The organism is Parafrankia sp. EAN1pec (assembly GCF_000018005.1).
Classification (GTDB): domain Bacteria; phylum Actinomycetota; class Actinomycetes; order Frankiales; family Frankiaceae; genus Parafrankia; species Parafrankia soli.
In genome coordinates, this window is record NC_009921.1 from 2,516,672 (window position 1) to 2,535,511 (window position 18,840).

An 18,840-nucleotide genomic window follows, 5' to 3' on the forward strand; every position below is an offset into this window, starting at 1 on the left:
CACCCTGGGTCGCCGTAGCGTCGTAGCGTGACCTGACCGTTTTCTTACCTCGTGGCTAACTCTTTGACGTGCAGCCACTGACCCCAGTGGTCCCTTGTAGGCTCCGAGATGACCGGAATGCACACAGCCTGGGCACATGTTCGGGTGTGGTCATCCGGTCCGTGCCGGGGCGGATCCGTCCCGGATTCGGGTCGATCACGGGGAGCCGGGCCGAAGTATGCGCAGCCCGCGGGTGCTGGGTCTTGTCTTGGCGGGTGGCGCGGGAAAGCGCCTGGCTCCGCTGACCGCCGACCGCGCGAAACCCGCGGTGCCCTTCGGCGGGATCTACCGCCTGGTCGACTTCGTCCTGTCGAACCTGGTCAACGGCGGCTACCTGCGGATCGCCGTGCTGACCCAGTACAAGAGCCACAGCCTGGACCGGCACATCACGACCACCTGGCGGATGAGCAACCTGCTCGGTAACTACGTGACGCCGGTGCCCGCCCAGCAGCGCCTCGGCCCGCAGTGGTTCGCCGGCAGCGCGGACGCCATCCACCAGTCGCTCAACCTCGTCCACGACGAGGCCCCCGACGTGGTCGTCGTCTTCGGCGCCGACCACGTCTACCGGATGGACCCGCGCCAGATGGTCGCCCAGCATCTGGAGACCGGCGCCGGGGTCACGGTGGCGGGGCTGCGCGTCCCCCGGTCGGAGGGCAGCGCGTTCGGGGTGATCCGCACCGCGGATGACGGGGTCACCATCGCGGAGTTCCTGGAGAAGCCGGCCGACCCCCCGGGACTGCCGGGCAGCCCCGACGAGATCTTCGCGTCGATGGGCAACTACGTGTTCACCACCGACGTGCTCATCGACGCCCTGCGCGCCGACGCCGCCGACCCGGAGAGCGTCCACGACATGGGTGGCAGCATCGTCCCGATGCTGGTCGAGCAGGGCACGGCCGCCGTCTACGACTTCGCCGCCAACCAGGTGCCCGGGGCGCTCGAGCGCGACCACGGCTACTGGCGGGATGTCGGCACCCTGGACTCCTACTTCGACGCGCACATGGACCTGTGCGCGCTCGACCCGGTCTTCAACCTCTACAACCGGGACTGGCCGATCTACACCAACGTCCCGCCGTCCGTCCCCCCGGCGAAGTTCGTGCACGACACGCCGGGACGGGTCGGTGTCGCCACCGACAGCATCGTCAGCAACGGTGTGATCATCTCCGGTGGCGCGGTGCGCCGCTCCGTGCTGTCCCCGGGCGTCCGGGTGAACTCGTGGTCGGTCGTCGAGAACGCCGTCGTGATGGACAACTCCGTCATCGGACGGCGCGCCGTGGTCCGCGACGCCATCCTCGACAAGAACGTGGTCGTCCCCCCGGGCGCGACCGTCGGGGTGGACAAGGAGCACGACCGCGCCCGTGGCTACCAGGTCAGCGAGGCCGGCGTCACCGTGGTCGGCAAGGGCGTCACGATAGCGGACTGATCCGCTCCGGCGGACCATGGGCGGAACCGAGCGAAGGGCCGAGGAACGGATGCGGGTCGCGCTGTTCACACGTGAGTACCCGCCGGATGTCTACGGCGGCGCCGGGGTGCACGTCGAGTACCTCGCGCGGGAGCTGGCGCGGCTGGTCGACCTGACCGTGCACTGCGAAGGTGACCCGCGTCCAGCTTCAGGCACCGCCGGCGCAGCCAGCACGGCCGCGGTCGAGGCGCACCGGCCCTGGCCGGCGCTCGACGGGGCGAACGACGCCCTGCGGATCGCCTCGATGGACCTGTCGATGGCGGCGGCGGTGGACCGTGCCGGCGGTGCCGACGTCGTGCACTCCCACACCTGGTACACCAACCTCGCCGGGCATCTGACGTCCCTCGTGCAGGGCATCCCGCACGTGATGACCTCGCACTCGCTCGAGCCGCGCCGACCGTGGAAGGCCGAGCAGCTCGGCGGGGGCTACCGGCTGTCGTCGTGGTGCGAGCGGGTGGCGATCTCCGCCGCGGCGGCCGTGGTGGCGGTCAGCGAGGGCATGCGCGCCGACATCCTCGACGCCTACCCCGAGGTCGACCCCGGGCGCGTGCATGTCATCCGCAACGGCATCGACACCGACGAGTACACCCCGGACAACCGCACCGACGTCCTCGAGCGGTACGGCGTGGACCCTGATCGCCCGTCGGTGGTCTTCGTCGGGCGCATAACCCGGCAGAAGGGGCTGCCCGTGCTGCTGCGGGCCGCGGCCCGGCTCGACCCGTCCGCGCAGCTCGTGCTCTGCGCCGGCGCTCCGGACACCCCCGAGCAGCTCGCCGAGGTCACCGGGCTGGTGGACGGCCTGCGCGCCAGCCGCGACGGCGTGGTCTGGCTGTCCGGCATGCTCGCCAAGCCCGAGGTGATCCAGCTCCTGTCGCGCGCGACGGTGTTCGTCTGCCCGTCCGTCTACGAGCCGCTGGGCATCGTCAACCTGGAGGCGATGGCCTGCGGTACGGCCGTGGTCGCCTCCCGGGTCGGCGGCATCCCCGAGGTCGTCGCGTCCGGCGAGACGGGCCTGCTCGTGCCACCGGACGACCCCGCGGCGTTGGCAGCCGCGATCAACGAGGTGCTCGCCGACCCCGGGCGCGCCGCCGCGATGGGCCGCGCGGGGCGGGACCGCGCCGTCGCCGAGTTCGGCTGGCCCGCGGTGGCCGAGCGTACCGCCCGCCTCTACGAGAAGGTCACCGGCAGCTCCGGTTGAACGGGCAGGTAGCGGCTCACGCGGCGTGATCCCGCAGGAGCGCACGGACCGATTCGGCCAGGTGGAACGGGCCGCCGTCCCGGGTGGCGATCGCGTCCGGCGCCACGTGCCGCGTGGCTTGGACGAGGACCGAGGCGGGTCGGGCTCCGGGGTTGGTGGGTGGTGCGGGGTCGAGGGCGCGGCCGTCGGGAGCAGGGCGACGATCCGCCCGGACCGAGTCGGCGCAGGACTGTTGGGGGACAGGCCGGTCGCGGGTGAGATCTCCGCACGCGACCCGGGCCCGGGCCCGGGCTGTGGGGGGTGTGGCTGTGTGGTGTCGAGCAGGGTGGTCGCGTCGATGTGCACGGTGATCGTGTGGGTGGGTGAGGTCAGCCTGGGAGCTGGCTGTTGCAGGAATCCTTCGGCGAGTGCGACGAGTGCGACGAGTGCTGTGATGAGTTGGGCGCCTTCGTTGGGAGGCAGGACCGCGGTCAGGTGCAGCATGCCGTTGTCGTCCGTGCGCCAGGAGACCTGCCGGGCCGCCTGCGTCCTGGCGCGGTCGTCCGGGTCGGTGGTGGCCTGGCGGAGGGTGCGGACGAGGCGTTCCAGCTGGCTTGCGGTGCAGTGCAGGGCGTGCTCGAGCCAGAGTAGCTCGGTGGTCGGGTCGGCGATCCGGGTGATCGCCCGGACCTTCGAATAGGAGACCGCTCCGTTAGGAGACCGCTCCGTCGGTGAACGCCGCCCGCACCGCGGGGAGTTGTTCGAGGGCGCGGGCCGTGGCCAGGTGCTCCCGGGCGGCACGCAGCCCGATTCCGCAGCGCCAGGACAGCCCGTGCGCACATGAGCGCAGCCCGACGCCCGACCAGCCGCCCCGCCGTTCGAAGGCGGAGAGGAGGACCAGCCAGCTGTAGGTCGCAGCGGCGAGCCGCCCTGCCCATCCGCAGATCGCGGTTTCGAGATCCGCCAGCGGCGTGGTCTGCGCGTCCAGGCCCGGTATCAGGTCCATGCTCGGCGTCAGGCCGATGTCAGGCGTGGGGGACGCGGCTGTCGGGGAAGGTACCTGTTCGATCACTGTGATCATCGGGCCCAGGGGTGTCGTCGATCAGCGGACACGAGCAGGCTCGCATCCGCCACCGACAGTTTTCGTCCCCGCTGGTCAGGAACCCGCTGGTGGCCAGAGGGCCGCGAGCCGGCCCGGGGCTGCGAGCCGGCCAGGGACACCAGCGACGCCCCCGACATAGCCGATCATGACGCCTTTTCCGAGCCTTCCCGGCCCGCTCCATCCTTTCGGGACCCGTTCCCGCAGCGCCGAGGAAACCTTCGGTAGGTGCCCAGGTCCGCGCCCACGCCGGCCGTTCGCGACCTGCTCGACCGTCATCGGTCGGGTCGCGTCCCGGGTGTCGCCGCCGCGTGTCCGCACGTCCTCCATAACAAGCAGCCAGTCGAAACGGGGGCGGTCGATGAGGACCGTGTAGGGCGCCGGCTGGTCCACCGGTTCCGGTTGCCCCAGGTAACTACAGGGTGAGCACCTGCTCACCATCTCCGCTCGGGAGGGTCAGCTCTGCCAGGCGGTCTCCGAGACGGGGGAGCGGCCGAGCAGGGGACGCCACCACGCCTCGTTGTCCCGGTACCACCCGATGGTGGCCTTCATCCCGTCCGCGAAGCTGATCCGCGGCTCCCAGCCGAGCGTCGTGCGTAGCTTGCCGGAGTCCAGCAGGTAGCGGCGGTCGTGGGAGGGACGGTCCGGCACGATCGTCTTCAGCGAGGCGGGCAGGCCCAGCTCGCCGAGGATCAGGTCGGCGATGGTCTCGATGTCGGCCTCGATGCCGGAGCCGACGTGGTAGGTCTCACCCACCGTGCCGCGCTCGAGCACCGCCTCGATGGCCCGGCAGTGGTCCACCACGTGCAGCCACTCCCGCCGGTTCTTCGTGGAGGCGTAGAGCGGCAGTGACTGGCCCTGCAGCGCCCGGGTCACGAACAGTGGGATGACCTTCTCCGGGAACTGGAACGGCCCGTAGTTGTTCGAGCAGTTGGTGATGGTCACCGGCAGGCCGTAGGTGAAACCGTAGGAGCGCACGGCGTGGTCCGAGCCGGCCTTGGCGGCGTTGTACGGCGTGCGCGGCAGGTAGGGGGAGTCCTCGGTGAAGGCGCCGGGGTCGTCGAGGTCCATGTCGCCGTAGACCTCGCAGGTCGAGATCTGGTGGAAGCGGGCGACCCCGACGGTCCGCGCGGCCTCCAGCAGGGTCTGCGTGCCCATGACGTTGGTGGAGAAGAACTCGCCGGGACGGATGATCGCCAGGCTGTTGTGGGACTCGGCGGCGAAGTTGACCACGACGTCCACACGGTGCTCGCGCAGCGTGGACTCGATGAGCTCACGGTCACGGATGTCGCCGTGGACGAACGTGATCCCGTCCTCGAGGTCGGCGAGGTTCTCCCGGCAGCCCGCGTAGGTCAGCGCGTCGAGCGCGATCACGCGGTCGCCGGGGTGCGTCCCCAGCCAGTACCGGACGAAGTTGGACCCGATGAAACCGGCGGCCCCGGTCACCAGCAGAGTGGTCATCGTTCGCCTTTCGGTGCGTCGTTCGGTGCGTCGTCGCATCGGTCGCGCCTACATACTTCCCCATGCCGGCGCGGACCGGGGGCAGGGGCGCGGTCACGACGACATTCGCAGGTAACACGGAGCACCTACGCTCCTCCGCGTGGCGGACCTTTTCGAGGGGTATCCGGTGGAGGTCGCGGCAGCGGCCGCCTGGGACGAGGTCTTCGACGCGGCGCATCGCCCCCGGGAGGTGTACACCGCCCTGCACGACGCGCTGCAGCCGCTGAGCAGCTCCGACCTCGCGGCCCGCAAGATCGCGCTCGACCGTGCCTTCCGGGACGCCGGCATCACCTTCAACCTGTTCGGCGAGGAGCGGCCGTTCCCGCTGGACCTGGTGCCCAGGCTGCTCTCCTGCGACGAGTGGGACGTCATCGAGCGGGGCGTGACCCAGCGGGTGCGCGCGCTCGAGGCGTTTCTCGACGACGTCTACGGGCGTGCCGACGTCCTCGCGGACGGCATCGTGCCCCGCCGGCTGGTGCTGTCCAGCTCGCACTTCCACCGTGCGGCGCACGGCATCGACCCGCCGAACGGCGTCCGCGCGCATGTCAGCGGCATCGACCTGGTGCGGGACGAGCGCGGCGACTTCCGGGTGCTCGAGGACAACGTCCGCGTCCCGTCCGGGGTCAGCTACGTCATCGAGAACCGGCGCGCGATGACCCGGGTGTTCCCGGAGCTGTTCTCCACCCACCGGGTGCGCCCGGTCGCCGACTACGCCACCCACCTGCTGCACGCGCTGCGCGCGGCGGCGCCACCGGAGGTCGCCGACCCGACCGTCGTGGTGCTCACCCCGGGCGTGTACAACTCCGCCTACTTCGAGCATGCGCTGCTGGCCCGCCAGATGGGCGTGGAGCTGGTCGAGGGCCGGGATCTCTCCGTCCGGAACAACCGGGTCACGATGCGCACCACCGAGGGTGACCAGCCGGTGCACGTTGTCTACCGCCGGGTCGACGACGACTGGCTCGACCCGCTGCACTTCCGTCCCGAGTCGATGGTCGGCTGCGCGGGGCTGCTCAACGCGGCCCGGGCTGGGAACGTGACGATCGCGAACGCGGTCGGCAACGGGGTCGCCGACGACAAGCTGATGTACACCTACGTCCCGGACCTCATCCGTTACTACCTCGGTGAGGAGCCGGCGCTCGGCAACGTCGACACCTTCCGGCTGGAGGACCCGGACCAGCGCGCCCATGTGCTGGACAACCTCGAGTCCCTGGTGGTCAAGCCGGTGGACGGCTCCGGCGGCAAGGGGATCGTGATCGGCCCGCAGGCGACCGAGGCCGAGCTGGTCGCGCTGCGCGCGCGGGTGCTCGCCGACCCGCGCGGGTGGATCGCACAGCGGGTGGTGAAGCTGTCGACCTCCCCGACCCTGGCCGATGACCGCCTCGGGCCGCGCCACGTCGACCTGCGGCCGTTCGCGGTGAACGACGGGAACCGGATCTGGGTGCTGCCCGGCGGGCTGACCCGGGTCGCGCTGCCCCGCGGCAGCCTGGTCGTGAACTCCAGCCAGGGCGGCGGTTCGAAGGACACCTGGGTGCTCGCCCCCGAGCGGGTCGGTCCGGAGGGGGCCGCGCTTCTGCGTCGGCGGCCGGGCCTGACGCCGTCGGTCGCCGCCGGGCCCGACCTCGGCCCGCACTCGTCCGACGAGCAGCAGCAACAGCAGTCCGAGCAGCAGAACCAGCAGCAGAACCAGCAGGGGGACGGGCTGTGTTGAGCCGCATCGCGGAGTCGCTGTTCTGGATCGGCCGCTACGCGGAGCGGGCCGAGTGCACCGCGCGCATCCTGGACGTCCACGTCCATCGGGTGCTCGAGGACCCGTGGCTGGACGAGACGTCGGCCGGGGCCGAGCTGCTCGCCGTGATGGGCGTCGCCGACCGGTCCGGCCCCGCCGACTCCCGGCATGTCACCGAGGTGCTCGCCTACGAGGCCGCGAACGCCTCCAGCATCCGCGGGTCGCTCTCCGCGGCGCGGGAGAACGCCCGCGGTGCCCGTGTCGTGGTCTCCAGTGACGTGTGGGAGTGCCTGAACGTGACCTGGAACGACCTGCCGCACACCGAGGAGCTCGCCCGCCGGATGGGTCCGCACGTGTACTTCCGCTACGTGCGGGAACGCACGGCGATGCTGGCCGGACTGGTCGACGCCACCCTCGCGCGCGACGACGGCTGGCGCTTCCTGGTGCTCGGGCGCAGCCTGGAGCGGGTCGACATGACCGCCCGGCTGCTGTCGTCGAGCATCAGCGACGACCCGAGCTCGCAGAGCTGGGTCAGCCTGCTGCGCTCGTGCGGCGCGCACGAGGCCTACCTGCGCACCTACCGGCGGGCGGTGGACGCGGCCCGGGTCGCGGAGTTCCTGCTGCTGGACCGGCTCTTCCCGCGGTCGATCTACTGGTCGCTGGCGCTCGCGGAGCAGATCCTCGCCGAGCTGGACACCAGCCGCGGCCTGGTCCGGGCGACCGTGGACGACGCCGCCCGGCGCACCGTCGGGCGGGCCCGCACCGAGCTGGAGTTCCGCAGCATCGACGAGCTCGTCGCCGAGATGCCCGACCTGCTGGCCGCCCTGCAACGGACCTGCTCGGCGGTCAGCGCGGCCGTCACCACCCGGTACTTCGCCCGGGACAGCCCGCGCACCTGGGCGAGCGAGGTGCCCGCCTGACGAGGGGCGGAGAACAGCAACGGGCGACAGCTGCGCGCAGCGCCGCACACAAGGGAGACAGGCGACGATGAGCTGGCAGATCCGGATCGAGCACTCGACGGGCTACCGGTACGCCAGCCCGGTGATCTCCTCGTACAACGAGGCCCGGATCATCCCCCAGACCGGGGACCGGCAGCTCACACTCGAGGCTACCGTCCGCACCGAGCCGTCCTCGTCCACCTACCGCTACTGGGACTACTGGGGGACCCAGGTCACCGCGTTCGACCTGCACACCCCGCACACCGAGCTGATCGTCACCGGGCGCTCGGTCGTGCAGACGGCGCCCGCGCCGGCGCGGCCCACCGACGTCCCCGGCTGGGACGGCCTCACCGATGACCGCGTCTCGGACCGGTTCGTCGAGTTCGTCCGGCCCACCGTCTCGACACCGGAGCACCCGGAGCTGCTGGCCGCCGCCCGCGAGCTCGCCGCCGCCAACACCCCCGCGGACTTCCTGCCCGCGGTCGGTGACTGGGTGCGGGAGAAGCTGCGCTACCAGCCTGGCACGACCGAGGTGCGCACCTCGGCCGTCGAGGCGTGGCAGCAGGGGGTGGGCGTGTGCCAGGACTTCGCCCACCTGGCGCTCGTCCTGATGCGCGCCGCCGGCATGCCGGCCCGCTACGTGTCGGGCTATCAGCACCCGTCGGCGGACGCCGCGGTGGGCGAGACCGTCAGCGGGCAGAGCCATGCCTGGGTCGAGGGCTGGCTGGGTGAGTGGTGGGGCTTCGACCCGACCAACGGCGTGCCCGCGGGCGAGCAGCATGTAGTGGTCGCCCGCGGGCGGGACTACAACGACGTCCCACCGATGTTCGGCGTGTACTCCGGTGGTGCCTCGACGTCCCTGGGCGTGACCGTCTCGGTGACCCGCCTGGGCTGAGCGGCGCTGGTGAGCCGGGCGGTCGGGAGGACCTGGGCGGTCAGGAGGACTTGATGGCCGAGACGTCCAGCTCGATCTTGACCTTGTCGCTGATGAGCACGCCACCCGTCTCGAGAACGGCGTTGTACGTGAGGCCGAAGTCCTTGCGGCTGATGCTCGTGGTGCCGGTGAAACCTGCCCGGACGTTGCCGAACGGGTCCTTGGAGCTGCCCTCGAAGGTGATCGCGAGCTCGACCGGCCGGGTCACCCCGCGGATCGTGAGGTCGCCGGCGAGGACGTAACTGTCCTCGTCCTTGCCGAGCTTCGCGCCGGTGCTGACGAAGGTGATGGTCGGGAACTGCGCGACGTCGAGCAGGTCGGGCGACTTCACGTGCCCGTCGCGGTCGGCGACGCCGGTGTCGAAGCTGGCGGTGTCGATGGTCACCGACGCGGTGGACGCGGTCGGGTTCGCGCCGTCGAGCTCCAGGGTGCCCTGCACGGAGGTGAACTGCCCGCGGACCGTCGTGACCATCGCGTGGCGTGCGGCGAAGCCGATCCGGGTGTGCGCGGGGTCGAGCGTCCAGGTGCCGGTGAGGTCGGCCAGGACGGGAGCGGGAGCGGTCATCGTGTTCTCCTCGGAGTGTGAGCTGAGACCGGGGCTGCTGGGTGGTGCCGTCGTGCACGTTACTTGCGTGCGCAACCAACGTGAACGGCGGGTCATTCCATCTCCCTGCGCCCCGCGTGCCTGTGGATGAGAACCGGTCGTCCACATCCGCTCCGCATCGGCTCGGACGAACCCTCCCAGCTCCTACCTTGCGTGCATGACTCGAAGCTCCTCGCATCTGTCCCGGGGTGATGACCGGGGTGACGACTGGCCGCTGGCCGGCCTGGACGGCGGCGACCCGGACGGCGGCGACCCGGATGGCTGGGATCAGGACGGCGGGGCCTGGGACGGCGGGGACTGGGGTGACGACGGGGTACGGGACGAGGGGCGGGCGGACACTCGCGGCTCGCGGGTGCGGCGGGCCGTCGCCGCTCGCCTCCCGCCGACGCTGCGCGACGCGGTGCTCGCCCCGACGGCCCGGGCGGCGCTGGTGCTGGTGTCGGTCGCCGTCGCGGCGGCGGCCGTGGCCGGCTGGCTGACCTGGCGCGACCGGCCGGTGGCCCTCCAGCCGAGCGCGGCGGCGGTCGGTGATTCGGGGCCCGGTGAGTCCGCGCGCGGGCCAGGCGGGTCCGCGACCGCGGCCGCGGAACTCGCCCGGAACCCGGCGGAGCCGGCGTCGGGCGAGGCGGCGCCGACCGCGGCGCCGGAGGTCGTCGTGGACGTCGCCGGCCGTGTGGCGCGCCCCGGGGTCGTGCGCCTGCCGGCCGGATCCCGGGTCGTGGACGCCGTGGAGCGGGCCGGCGGTGTGCTGCCCGGCACCGACACGACGGGGCTGGCACTGGCCAGGGTCCTCACGGACGGTGAGCAGGTCCTCGTCGACGGGCGGCCGGGTCCCGCCCCGCCGCCTCCGGAGGCGGCCGGTGGCGGCTCGTCCTCCGGGGCGTCAGCCGGTTCGGCCGGCGGTTCCGCGGTTGGTTCGGCGGGCCGGCCGCTGAATCTGAACACCGCCACGGTGGAACAGCTCGACGCCCTGCCCGGGGTGGGTCCCGTGCTGGCCCAGCGGATCATCGACTGGCGGGCGGCGAACGGGCCCTTCACCTCGCCCGACCAGCTCGGTGAGGTCTCCGGTGTCGGTGACCGGCGGCTGGCGGACCTGCTGCCCCTGGTGACGGCCTGATGGTCGCCGTCGCGATGGAGACCGGGCTTGGCCTGCCGAGCGGCTCCGATGCGGCGAGTGGCGGTCGGCTGGACCTCCGCCTGGTCGGTCCTGCCGTCGCGGTCTGGGGCGGGGCGGCCGCGGCGGGGTACTGGGGCTTCGGGTCGGTGCTTCTCGGCGCCGCCGGCATGGTGCTGTGTGCGTGCCCGGTGGGGGTGCTGATCGCGCTGCATCAGGGTCCCGGCGGCCGGCTCGGCCGGCCGGGAGCGCTGGTGGCGTTCGTCGCCCTGGCGTTCCTCGCGGCCGGGGTTCTCGTGGGCGGGGCGGCCGCGCGGCCCCGGTTCACCGGCCCGCTCGCCGAGATGGCCCGGGCCCACCGGACCGTCAACGCCGAGGTCGTCCTGAGCGACGACCCGAAGATCTCGGCGGCGGCGGCGCCGGCTGCCACTTCGGGCCCGCGGGAGGGGCCGACGGTCACCGCCCGGGCTCGACTCGAGGCCGTGACCGGACCCGGCTGCCGGCTGCGGGCCTCTGTGCCCGTGCTCCTGGTGGGGCGCGGCTCGGATCTCGCGAACTACCTGCCGGGGCAGCGGCTCGGCGTCCGCGCCGGGCTGGCGCCGGCGGGTCCGGGCGACACGATCGCGACGGTTCTGTTCGTCCGGGCACCGCCACGGGCACAGGGGCGCCCGGACGCCGTGCAACGGGCCGCCGGGTGGCTGCGGGCCGGCCTACGGGACGCCGCCGACGTGGTGCCCCAGCCCGCCGGCGGGCTGCTGCCGGCACTGGTCGTCGGTGACACCTCGGGCCTTGATCCCGGGCTGAAGGACGACTTTCGCACCGCCGGGATGAGCCATCTGACCGCGGTGTCCGGCGCCAATCTGGCGATTACCGCGGGGACGGTGCTGTTCCTGCTCGGGCGGCTCCGGCTCGGGGCCCGCTCCAGGGCGGTCGCCGCGGCCCTGGTCCTCGTCGGGTTCGTGATCCTGGCCCGGCCGTCCGCCAGCGTGGTCCGGGCCGGAGCCATGGGACTGGTCGGCCTGGTCGCGCTCGCCGCGGGTCGGCCCCGCGCGGTGCTGGCGGCGCTGGCCACCGCGGTCATCGCCGTCGTGATGGCGGATCCGGCGTTCGCGCTGTCGGCCGGGTTCGCCCTGTCGGTGCTCGCGACGACCGGGATGATCGTGTGGGGGCCCGGCTGGAGTGACGTGCTGGAGCGCGGCCGCGCGGCCGGCCGGCTCGGCGAGGTCGTGGCGGTGGCCGCCGCCGCCCAGCTTGCCTGTACGCCGGTGCTGGCCTGGCTCGGTGGGGGCATCAGCATTGTCGCGATCCCGGCCAACGTGGTGGCGGCGCCGGCGGTCGCGCCCGCCACCGTGCTCGGCGTGTCGGCGATGGCCGTCGCCGCCGTCAACGACCCGGTCGCCGCGCTGCTCGCGCGGCTTGCGGGGCTGGCCTGCCACTGGCTCGTGCTGGTCGCGGACGTGGCCGCCGGTGTCCCCGCGGCCACGATCGGCTGGCCGGCGGGGCTCGCGGGGGCGGCCACCGCGCTTGGCTGCGTCGTACTGGTGGTGGCTCTGGCGCGCCGGCGTCCGACCCGCTGGCTGCTGGTGTCGGCGGTGGTGGGCCTGCTGGCGGCCCGGGTGCTCCTGCTGCCGAGGCTGGCGGGCTGGCCGCCGCCCGGCTGGCGGCTCGTTGCCTGCGATGTGGGCCAGGGCGACGGCCTGGTCCTGCGCGCCGGGCCGGCCTCGGCGGTCGTGGTCGACGTGGGTCCCGACCCGGCGCTGATCGCCGCCTGCCTGGATGACCTCGGAGTACGCGAGGTGCCGCTGCTCATGCTCACCCATCTGCACGCGGATCACGCCGCCGGCCTCAGCGGGGTGGTGGGCCGGCTGCCGGTGGGGGAACTGGTGGTGAGCCCGCTGCCCGAGCCGGCCGACCAGTGGGACGCGGTCGAGCGCGCGGCGCGGGCGGCGGGCGTGCCGGTGCGGGCCGTCACCGCCGGCGCCGCGGGGGAGACCGGAGCGGTCCGCTGGCGGGTGATCGGCCCGGAACGGGTCCTGCGGGGCACGGCCAGTGATCCGAACAACGCCAGTCTCGTGGTCCTGGCGGCGGTCGGCGGCGTGACGATACTGCTCACCGGGGATGCCGAGCCGCCGGAGCAGCGGCAGGTGGCGCGGCGTGGTCTCGGGCCCGTCGACGTGCTCAAGGTGGCTCACCACGGCTCCGAGGACCAGCTGCCGGAGTTCCTCACCCGGACCGGCGCCGAGGTGGCGCTGATCAGCGTCGGCGTCGACAACACCTACGGGCATCCCGCGCTGAGCACGCTGGCCGGCCTGCGCGCGGCCGGGATGGCGGTGGCCCGCACCGACCTGCACGGCACGGTGGCCGTCGTCGAGACGGCCGGCGGTGGCGTCCGGGCGGTGGCTCGCCGGCCCGGCCCGCGAGGGGGCGGGGCCGGCTCGTGACATGCTGATCCACGTGCCGCCGCCCTCCGCCCCGCCACCGCTGGTCGTCGTGAGCGGCGACGAGGACCTCCTCGTCGCACGTGCCGTCCGGGAGGTGCTCGACGCGGCAAGGGCCCGTGATCCGGAGGTCGAGGTGGTCGACCGGTCACCCGGCGAGCTGACCGAGGCCGACATGATCGATCTTGGCGCCACCTCGATGTTCGGGGGTGGCCGGGTGCTGGTGGTCCGGGGTGCTGCCGACCTGGCGGAGGAACTGCGCGACGCGCTGTTGGCCTACGTGGCCCACCCGCTCGACGATGTGGTCCTCGTTGTGGTCCACAGCGGCGTGGTGAAGAACCGCAAGCTCGTCGACGCGATGAAGAAGGCTGGCGCCCGGGTCATGCCCGCGGCGAAGATCACCCGTCCGCGCGACCGGCACGACTTCGTGATCGCGGAGATCCGCCGGCTTGGCGGGCGGATGACCGACGAGGCGGTCCGTGCCCTGCTTGACGCGGTCGGCGGTGACCTGCGCGAGATCGCGGCGGTGTGCGACCAGCTCGTCGCCGACACCGCCGGGGTGATCGACGAGTCGGCGGTCGCCCGCTACCACCGGGGCCGGGCCGAGGCGAGCGGGTTCGCGGTCGCGGACGCCGCCGTCGCCGGCGATCTGGCCGGCGCGCTGACCCTGCTGCGGCAGGCGCTCGAGGGCGGGACGGCACCCGTCCTGGTCACCAGCGCCATCGCCGGCGGGCTGCGTGACCTCGCCCGGGTGTCCGCCGTGGGCGGCGGGTCCAAGTGGGACGTCGCCAAGGCCCTCGGCATGCCGGACTGGAAGGTCGAGCGCGCCCAGCGCGCGGCCCGGAGCTGGTCGGACGCGGGGCTGGCCCGGGCGATCCGGGCGGTCGCGGTCGCCGACGCCGGGGTCAAGGGCGCCGCCGTGGACGCCGGGTACGCCCTGGAACGGCTCCTCCACGAGGTCACCCAGGCGCGAGGCCGGGGCGAGTACGCCGGGCGGGCGCGGTGAACGACTCTGCGGGCCGGCACCGCGGCCCAGGGCACGGCGGCCCAGGGCACGGCGGCCCAGGGCATAGCGAGCGAGACGAGCCCGGCCACGACGACTACGAGGTGCAGCCCGGGGGGATACTCGGCCTGCGGGTGCTCCCGGCGGGCTGGATGCGCGGCGTGCTCGGCACGGTGACCGCCCTGGTGACGCTGGTGATCGCCATGGGGGACCTGGCCAGTGCCTGGGTGCTGCTGGTGCTGCCGGCCACCGTCGCGGCGCTGGTGGCGTATGCCGAGAACCTCGAACGGGTGCTGGGTCCGGCTGCTGACCCCGAGGACTGACGACTCGAGGACTGGTTGAGTAGGGGCGTCCGGGACGCGTCAAAGACCGGGGCCCGTCTGGCGGGTTGCCCGGTCTTCGAACGAAGTCTGTGATGAACCTGACGCGGGCGCGGATGCCCGCGGTCGGGTCAGGAGGCGCTGATCTCCGCGTTGGCCTTGGCAAGCGCCGACTTGCGGTTGGCGGCCTGGTTGGGGTGGATGACACCCTTGCTGGCGGCCTTGTCGAGCTTCTTGGAGGCGATGCGGAGAGCGCTCTCGGCGCGCTCGACGTCCCCGGCCTCGACGGCGTCGCGGAAGCGACGGACGTGCGTCTTCAGCTCGGACTTCACGGCCTTGTTGCGCAGCCGTCGCTTCTCGTTGGTGAGGTTGCGCTTGATCTGCGACTTGATGTTGGCCACGCGGGAGAACCTCTGAGTTTCGAGTCGGGATGGTACGAGAGTGCCGGGAGGCACCGACGTTATCAAACCAGCGTGCCGGGGCGGTGGTGCGGGCGCGGCCACGCGGGCGGGCGTGGCGCGCCTGGCACGATGGGGGCCTGGCACGATGAAGGACTCGAGCCCGTGCACATGACAGTCCGTGCACACGGCGCCAGCCGGACCGAGTGCCCGACAGACCGACGAGCAGCGAAACGAGACCAGCCCGCGTGTCCGAAGCCCCGCACGAGGCATCCGGCGTCGACCCCGCGTCGATCCGTAACTTCTGCATCATCGCCCACATCGACCACGGCAAGTCCACGCTCGCCGACCGCATGCTGGGCGTGACCGGTGTGGTCGAGGCACGCAACATGCGCGCGCAGTACCTCGACCGGATGGACATCGAGCGCGAGCGCGGCATCACGATCAAGGCGCAGAACGTCCGGCTGCCCTGGCGCGCCGACGACGGCCAGGACTACGTCCTGCACCTCATCGACACGCCCGGCCACGTGGACTTCACCTACGAGGTGAGCCGCTCGCTCGCGGCCTGTGAGGGCGCGGTGCTGCTGGTCGACGCGGCCCAGGGCATCGAGGCGCAGACACTCGCCAACCTGTACCTGGCGATCGAGAACGACCTGGCGATCATCCCGGTGCTCAACAAGATCGACCTGCCGGCCGCGCAGCCGGAGAAGTGCGCCGCGGAGATCTCCTCAATCATCGGCTGCGACCCGGGCGACGTCCTCAAGGTCTCCGGCAAGACCGGCCAGGGCGTGCCGGAGCTGCTCAACGAGATCGTCCGCCGTATCCCGGCGCCGAGCGGCGACCCGGACGGCCCGCTCCGTGCCATGATCTTCGACAGCGTGTACGACATCTACCGCGGTGTGATCACCTATGTCCGGGTGGTGGACGGGTCGCTCAGCACCCGTGACCGTTGCCTGATGATGTCCACCGGGACCAGCCACGAGACCCTCGAGGTCGGTGTCATCTCGCCGGAGGCCCAACCGACCGGGTCGCTGTCGGCAGGTGAGGTCGGCTATGTCATCCCCGGTGTGAAGGACGTCCGCCAGGCCCGTGTCGGGGACACGATCACCTCGGCGCGCCGCCCGGCCACGGAGATGCTCGGCGGCTACCGGGATCCGCGTCCGATGGTCTACTCGGGGCTGTATCCCCTGGACGGCAGCGAGTACCCGGCGCTGCGCGAGGCGCTGGACAAGCTGCAGCTCAACGACGCGGCGCTCACCTTCGAGCCGGAGACGTCGGCGGCGCTGGGGTTCGGCTTCCGGTGTGGCTTCCTCGGGCTGCTCCATCTGGAGATCGTCCGGGAGCGGCTGGAGCGGGAGTTCGACCTCACGCTCATCTCGACGGCCCCCAACGTGGTCTACCGGGTCGTCATGGAGGACACGTCCGAGGTCACGGTGACCAACCCCAGCGACTGGCCCGGCGGCAAGATCGCCGAGGTGTACGAGCCGGTCGTGGAGGCGATGCTGCTGCTGCCCACCGACTTCGTCGGCGCCGTGATGGAGCTGTGTCAGGGCCGGCGCGGCGTGCTCAAGGGGATGGACTACATCTCCACCGACCGGGTGGAACTGAAGTACACGCTGCCGCTCGGTGAGATCATCTTCGACTTCTTCGACGCGCTGAAGTCGCGCACCCGCGGCTACGCCAGCCTCGACTACGAGCCCGCCGGCGAGCAGGCCTCGGACCTGGTCAAGGTGGACATCCTCCTGCAGGGCGAGGCGGTGGACGCGTTCTCGGCGATCGTGCACCGGGAGAAGGCCTACTCCTACGGAGTGGCGATGACCTCGAAGCTGCGGGAGCTGATTCCCCGCCAGCAGTTCGAGGTGCCGATCCAGGCGGCCATCGGCAGCCGGATCATCGCCCGGGAGAACATCCGCGCCATCCGCAAGGACGTCCTCGCCAAGTGCTACGGCGGTGACATCAGCCGTAAGCGGAAGCTGCTGGAGAAGCAGAAGGAGGGCAAGAAGCGGATGAAGACCATCGGCCGGGTGGAGGTCCCGCAGGAGGCGTTCATCGCGGCACTGTCCACGACCGAGAGCCCGAAGGCGCCGGCGCCCAAGACCGGGCGGTAGCGGCGCGGCGGTCCGCACCATGCGAGCGGCACGGCGGCCCGGCCGGCCCTTCGCGGGCCGGGCGCGGGCGGGCGGCCGTCAGACGTTCTCGGGAGCCGCGGCGATCCGGGGAAGCCGGATCGGTTCGGTGGCCGGTTCGGCTTGGGCGAAGCCCAGGGCGAGGACGGATCCCGACCGGTACTCGGTGGTATGTGGGGGTAGAAGTTCCTCGATGGTCACGAGGGCACTGGTGGGCTCCTCTTGCATGGTCGAATCATTTCGTACCGACCTCGACTGATCCATGACCAATTGCCCACGATTTGACCCTGCGATTGTCAACAGACCACAAACTTGGTGATTCTGGGTGGTCGGTGGCGTCGTGCCGCCGGTGTCGGCCCGGTGATGGCCCGTAAGAGCGGCGCGCCGGGGTGTCTTGTCCGTTCCTGGTCCCGATGTCGTCCGAGACCGGCAAAAATGACGGTCTCCGGGCACGTTGACAAACAGAGCGTTGCGGTCTCGGCACGCGTTGGGGGCACACTGGGGACATGCCATCCAAGCCTCTCGAGGGGGCGCCGGCACCCGTCGACGGCGCACTCCCCGACGCCGCGCTCACCGAGGTCGGGACCCGGCCGTTCGGTGTCTACGTGCACGTGCCGTACTGCGCGGCGCGCTGCGGGTACTGCGACTTCAACACCTATACCCCGGCCGAGCTCGGCGCGGGCGGCCAGGGTGGGGCCGCCTCGTTCGTCGACTCGGTGGCCACCGAGGCCCGGCTGGCCCGCTCGGTCCTGGGCGAGCGGGACCTGACGGTCTCGACAGTCTTCGTCGGCGGTGGCACCCCGACGCTGCTGCCGGCCGCCGACCTGGCCAAGGTCCTGCGGGTCCTGGACGACACCTTCGGCCTGGCCGGCGACGCGGAGGTCACCACCGAGGCCAACCCGGAGTCCGTCGACCGGGAGACTCTCGAACAGCTCCGGGCGAGTGGGTACACGCGGATCTCGTTCGGCATGCAGAGCGCCCGCCCGCACGTGCTCGCGGCGCTGGACCGGCGGCACACCCCCGGCCGGGTGCCCGAGGTGGTCGGATGGGCGCGGTCCGCCGGGTTCCGCCAGCTCAGCCTCGACCTCATCTACGGCGCGCCGGGGGAGTCCGAGAGCGACTGGGCGGCGAGCCTGGACACGGTGATCGAGCTCGCGCCCGACCACGTCAGCGCCTACGCCCTGACCGTGGAGGAGGGCACCAAGCTTTCCCGCCGGGTGCGCCGCGGCGAGCTGCTGGAGCCGGACGACGACCTGCTCGCCGATCGCTACCTGCAGGCCGACGAGGCGCTCGCCGCCGCCGGCCTGACCAACTACGAGGTCAGCAACTGGGCACGCGACCAGTCCTCCTGGTGCCGCCATAACATGGGCTACTGGCGGGGCGACGACTGGTGGGGGCTGGGGCCGGGCGCCCACAGCCACGTGGGTGGCGTCCGCTGGTGGAACGTCCGCCACCCGACCGAGTACGCCACCCGGGTCGGCGCCGGCCACAGCCCGGCCGCCGGCCGCGAGGTGCTCGATGCCCAGGCCCGCCGGGTCGAGCGGGTCATGCTGGGGGTCCGCCTCGTCGAGGGGCTGGGCGTCGACGCGCTGGGCGAGCAGGCGCTGGACGTCGCCGCCGAGCTCGCGGCGGACGGCCTCATCGTCGCGGACGTCCTCGCGCAGGGCCGGGTGGCCCTCACTCGCCGTGGCAGGCTGCTGACCGATACGGTCGTCCGTGCCCTGTTGCCCGACTGAGCGTCCCGCTACCCACTCGGGTGGTGACCCGCGGTCCCGGATCTCCGTGTGTCCTCGGACGCGGGTCTGCTCGCGATGGCTGCCTCGACCTGGGTGGGAAGCTACACTTGGCACTCACGGCGGCCGAGTGCCAGGACCGGGTTACCAGTAGGGCCGGGTTACCAGCGGGACAGGGTGACCAGTAGCACAGGGTGACCGGTCCGGCGCGCGCCGCCAGCCCCGCCTGGCT

Annotated in this window: 16 protein-coding genes and 1 pseudogene; 11 read left to right on the forward strand and 6 right to left on the reverse strand. The window is 72.3% G+C overall.

Features of this window, described 5'->3' with window-relative positions; genetic code table 11:
• Nucleotides 1-217 precede the first annotated feature (217 nt).
• Nucleotides 218-1,459, forward strand: coding sequence for a glucose-1-phosphate adenylyltransferase (glgC, locus tag FRANEAN1_RS10300; RefSeq protein WP_020459695.1), 1,242 nt, complete (start codon nt 218-220; stop codon nt 1,457-1,459).
• 49 nt (nt 1,460-1,508) lie between these two features.
• On the forward strand, nt 1,509-2,696 hold the full coding sequence (glgA, locus tag FRANEAN1_RS10305; RefSeq protein ID WP_020459696.1) for a glycogen synthase: 1,188 nt from the start codon (nt 1,509-1,511) through the stop codon (nt 2,694-2,696).
• 691 nt (nt 2,697-3,387) lie between these two features.
• Here glgA and FRANEAN1_RS43160 read toward each other — a convergent pair.
• The 3 genes and pseudogenes from FRANEAN1_RS43160 to rfbB all read right to left on the reverse strand — a co-directional run bounded on the left by FRANEAN1_RS43160 (nt 3,388) and on the right by rfbB (nt 5,235).
• On the reverse strand, nt 3,388-3,681 hold the full coding sequence (locus FRANEAN1_RS43160) for a DUF222 domain-containing protein (protein ID WP_347177064.1): 294 nt from the start codon (nt 3,679-3,681) through the stop codon (nt 3,388-3,390).
• Between the two features lie 336 nt (nt 3,682-4,017).
• Nucleotides 4,018-4,170, reverse strand: a pseudogene (locus tag FRANEAN1_RS43165) (aminoglycoside phosphotransferase); the annotation flags it as partial.
• Nucleotides 4,171-4,230: 60 nt separating this feature from the next.
• Nucleotides 4,231-5,235, reverse strand: a complete 1,005-nt coding sequence (gene rfbB, locus FRANEAN1_RS10320; protein WP_041253959.1) for a dTDP-glucose 4,6-dehydratase — start codon at nt 5,233-5,235, stop codon at nt 4,231-4,233.
• 139 nt (nt 5,236-5,374) lie between these two features.
• On the opposite strand from rfbB, the gene FRANEAN1_RS10325 reads away from it, so the two are divergent.
• The 3 genes from FRANEAN1_RS10325 (at nt 5,375) to FRANEAN1_RS10335 (ending at nt 8,833) form a co-directional block, all read left to right on the forward strand.
• A complete protein-coding gene (locus tag FRANEAN1_RS10325) occupies nt 5,375-6,982 on the forward strand; it encodes a circularly permuted type 2 ATP-grasp protein (RefSeq protein WP_041253960.1) in 1,608 nt (535 codons plus the stop codon).
• Nucleotides 6,976-7,920, forward strand: coding sequence for an alpha-E domain-containing protein (locus FRANEAN1_RS10330; protein WP_020459701.1), 945 nt, complete (start codon nt 6,976-6,978; stop codon nt 7,918-7,920). The genes FRANEAN1_RS10325 and FRANEAN1_RS10330 overlap by 7 nt, the downstream gene beginning before the upstream one ends.
• Nucleotides 7,921-7,987: 67 nt before the next feature.
• Nucleotides 7,988-8,833, forward strand: a complete 846-nt coding sequence (locus FRANEAN1_RS10335; RefSeq protein WP_020459702.1) for a transglutaminase family protein — start codon at nt 7,988-7,990, stop codon at nt 8,831-8,833.
• 40 nt (nt 8,834-8,873) lie between these two features.
• Here FRANEAN1_RS10335 and FRANEAN1_RS10340 read toward each other — a convergent pair whose 3' ends face one another.
• The gene (locus FRANEAN1_RS10340) at nt 8,874-9,437 is read right to left on the reverse strand and encodes a YceI family protein (RefSeq protein ID WP_041253962.1); all 564 of its coding nucleotides are present in this window, start codon (nt 9,435-9,437) and stop codon (nt 8,874-8,876) included.
• A 196-nt stretch (nt 9,438-9,633) separates the two neighbouring features.
• On the opposite strand from FRANEAN1_RS10340, the gene FRANEAN1_RS10345 reads away from it, so the two are divergent.
• Genes FRANEAN1_RS10345 through FRANEAN1_RS10360 form a run of 4 tightly spaced genes read left to right on the forward strand, consistent with a single transcriptional unit; the run spans nt 9,634 to nt 14,354 of the window.
• Entirely contained in the window at nt 9,634-10,593 is a 960-nt protein-coding gene (locus tag FRANEAN1_RS10345) for a ComEA family DNA-binding protein (protein ID WP_020459704.1), read from the forward strand.
• Complete coding sequence (locus tag FRANEAN1_RS10350) at nt 10,593-13,031, forward strand: ComEC/Rec2 family competence protein (protein WP_020459705.1); 2,439 nt, start codon at nt 10,593-10,595, stop codon at nt 13,029-13,031. The genes FRANEAN1_RS10345 and FRANEAN1_RS10350 overlap by 1 nt, the downstream gene beginning before the upstream one ends.
• Before the next feature lies 1 nt (nt 13,032).
• Nucleotides 13,033-14,034 (forward strand): DNA polymerase III subunit delta, encoded by a 1,002-nt coding sequence (gene holA, locus FRANEAN1_RS10355; protein ID WP_020459706.1) that lies wholly within the window; start codon nt 13,033-13,035, stop codon nt 14,032-14,034.
• Nucleotides 14,031-14,354 (forward strand): hypothetical protein, encoded by a 324-nt coding sequence (locus tag FRANEAN1_RS10360; protein WP_041253963.1) that lies wholly within the window; start codon nt 14,031-14,033, stop codon nt 14,352-14,354. Before holA ends, FRANEAN1_RS10360 begins: the two co-directional genes overlap by 4 nt.
• 128 nt (nt 14,355-14,482) lie before the next feature.
• Here FRANEAN1_RS10360 and rpsT read toward each other — a convergent pair whose 3' ends face one another.
• A complete protein-coding gene (rpsT, locus tag FRANEAN1_RS10365; RefSeq protein ID WP_041253965.1) occupies nt 14,483-14,752 on the reverse strand; it encodes a 30S ribosomal protein S20 in 270 nt (89 codons plus the stop codon).
• A 245-nt stretch (nt 14,753-14,997) separates the two neighbouring features.
• On the opposite strand from rpsT, the gene lepA reads away from it, so the two are divergent.
• The gene (gene lepA, locus FRANEAN1_RS10370; protein ID WP_041253966.1) at nt 14,998-16,857 is read left to right on the forward strand and encodes a translation elongation factor 4; all 1,860 of its coding nucleotides are present in this window, start codon (nt 14,998-15,000) and stop codon (nt 16,855-16,857) included.
• Nucleotides 16,858-16,935: 78 nt separating this feature from the next.
• Here the strand turns inward: lepA and FRANEAN1_RS42080 are convergent, their stop codons facing one another.
• On the reverse strand, nt 16,936-17,103 hold the full coding sequence (locus tag FRANEAN1_RS42080) for a hypothetical protein (RefSeq protein WP_198145481.1): 168 nt from the start codon (nt 17,101-17,103) through the stop codon (nt 16,936-16,938).
• Nucleotides 17,104-17,381: 278 nt separating this feature from the next.
• Between FRANEAN1_RS42080 and hemW the strand changes: the two genes are divergently transcribed.
• Entirely contained in the window at nt 17,382-18,611 is a 1,230-nt protein-coding gene (hemW, locus tag FRANEAN1_RS10375) for a radical SAM family heme chaperone HemW (RefSeq protein WP_020459710.1), read from the forward strand.
• Nucleotides 18,612-18,840 lie beyond the last annotated feature (229 nt).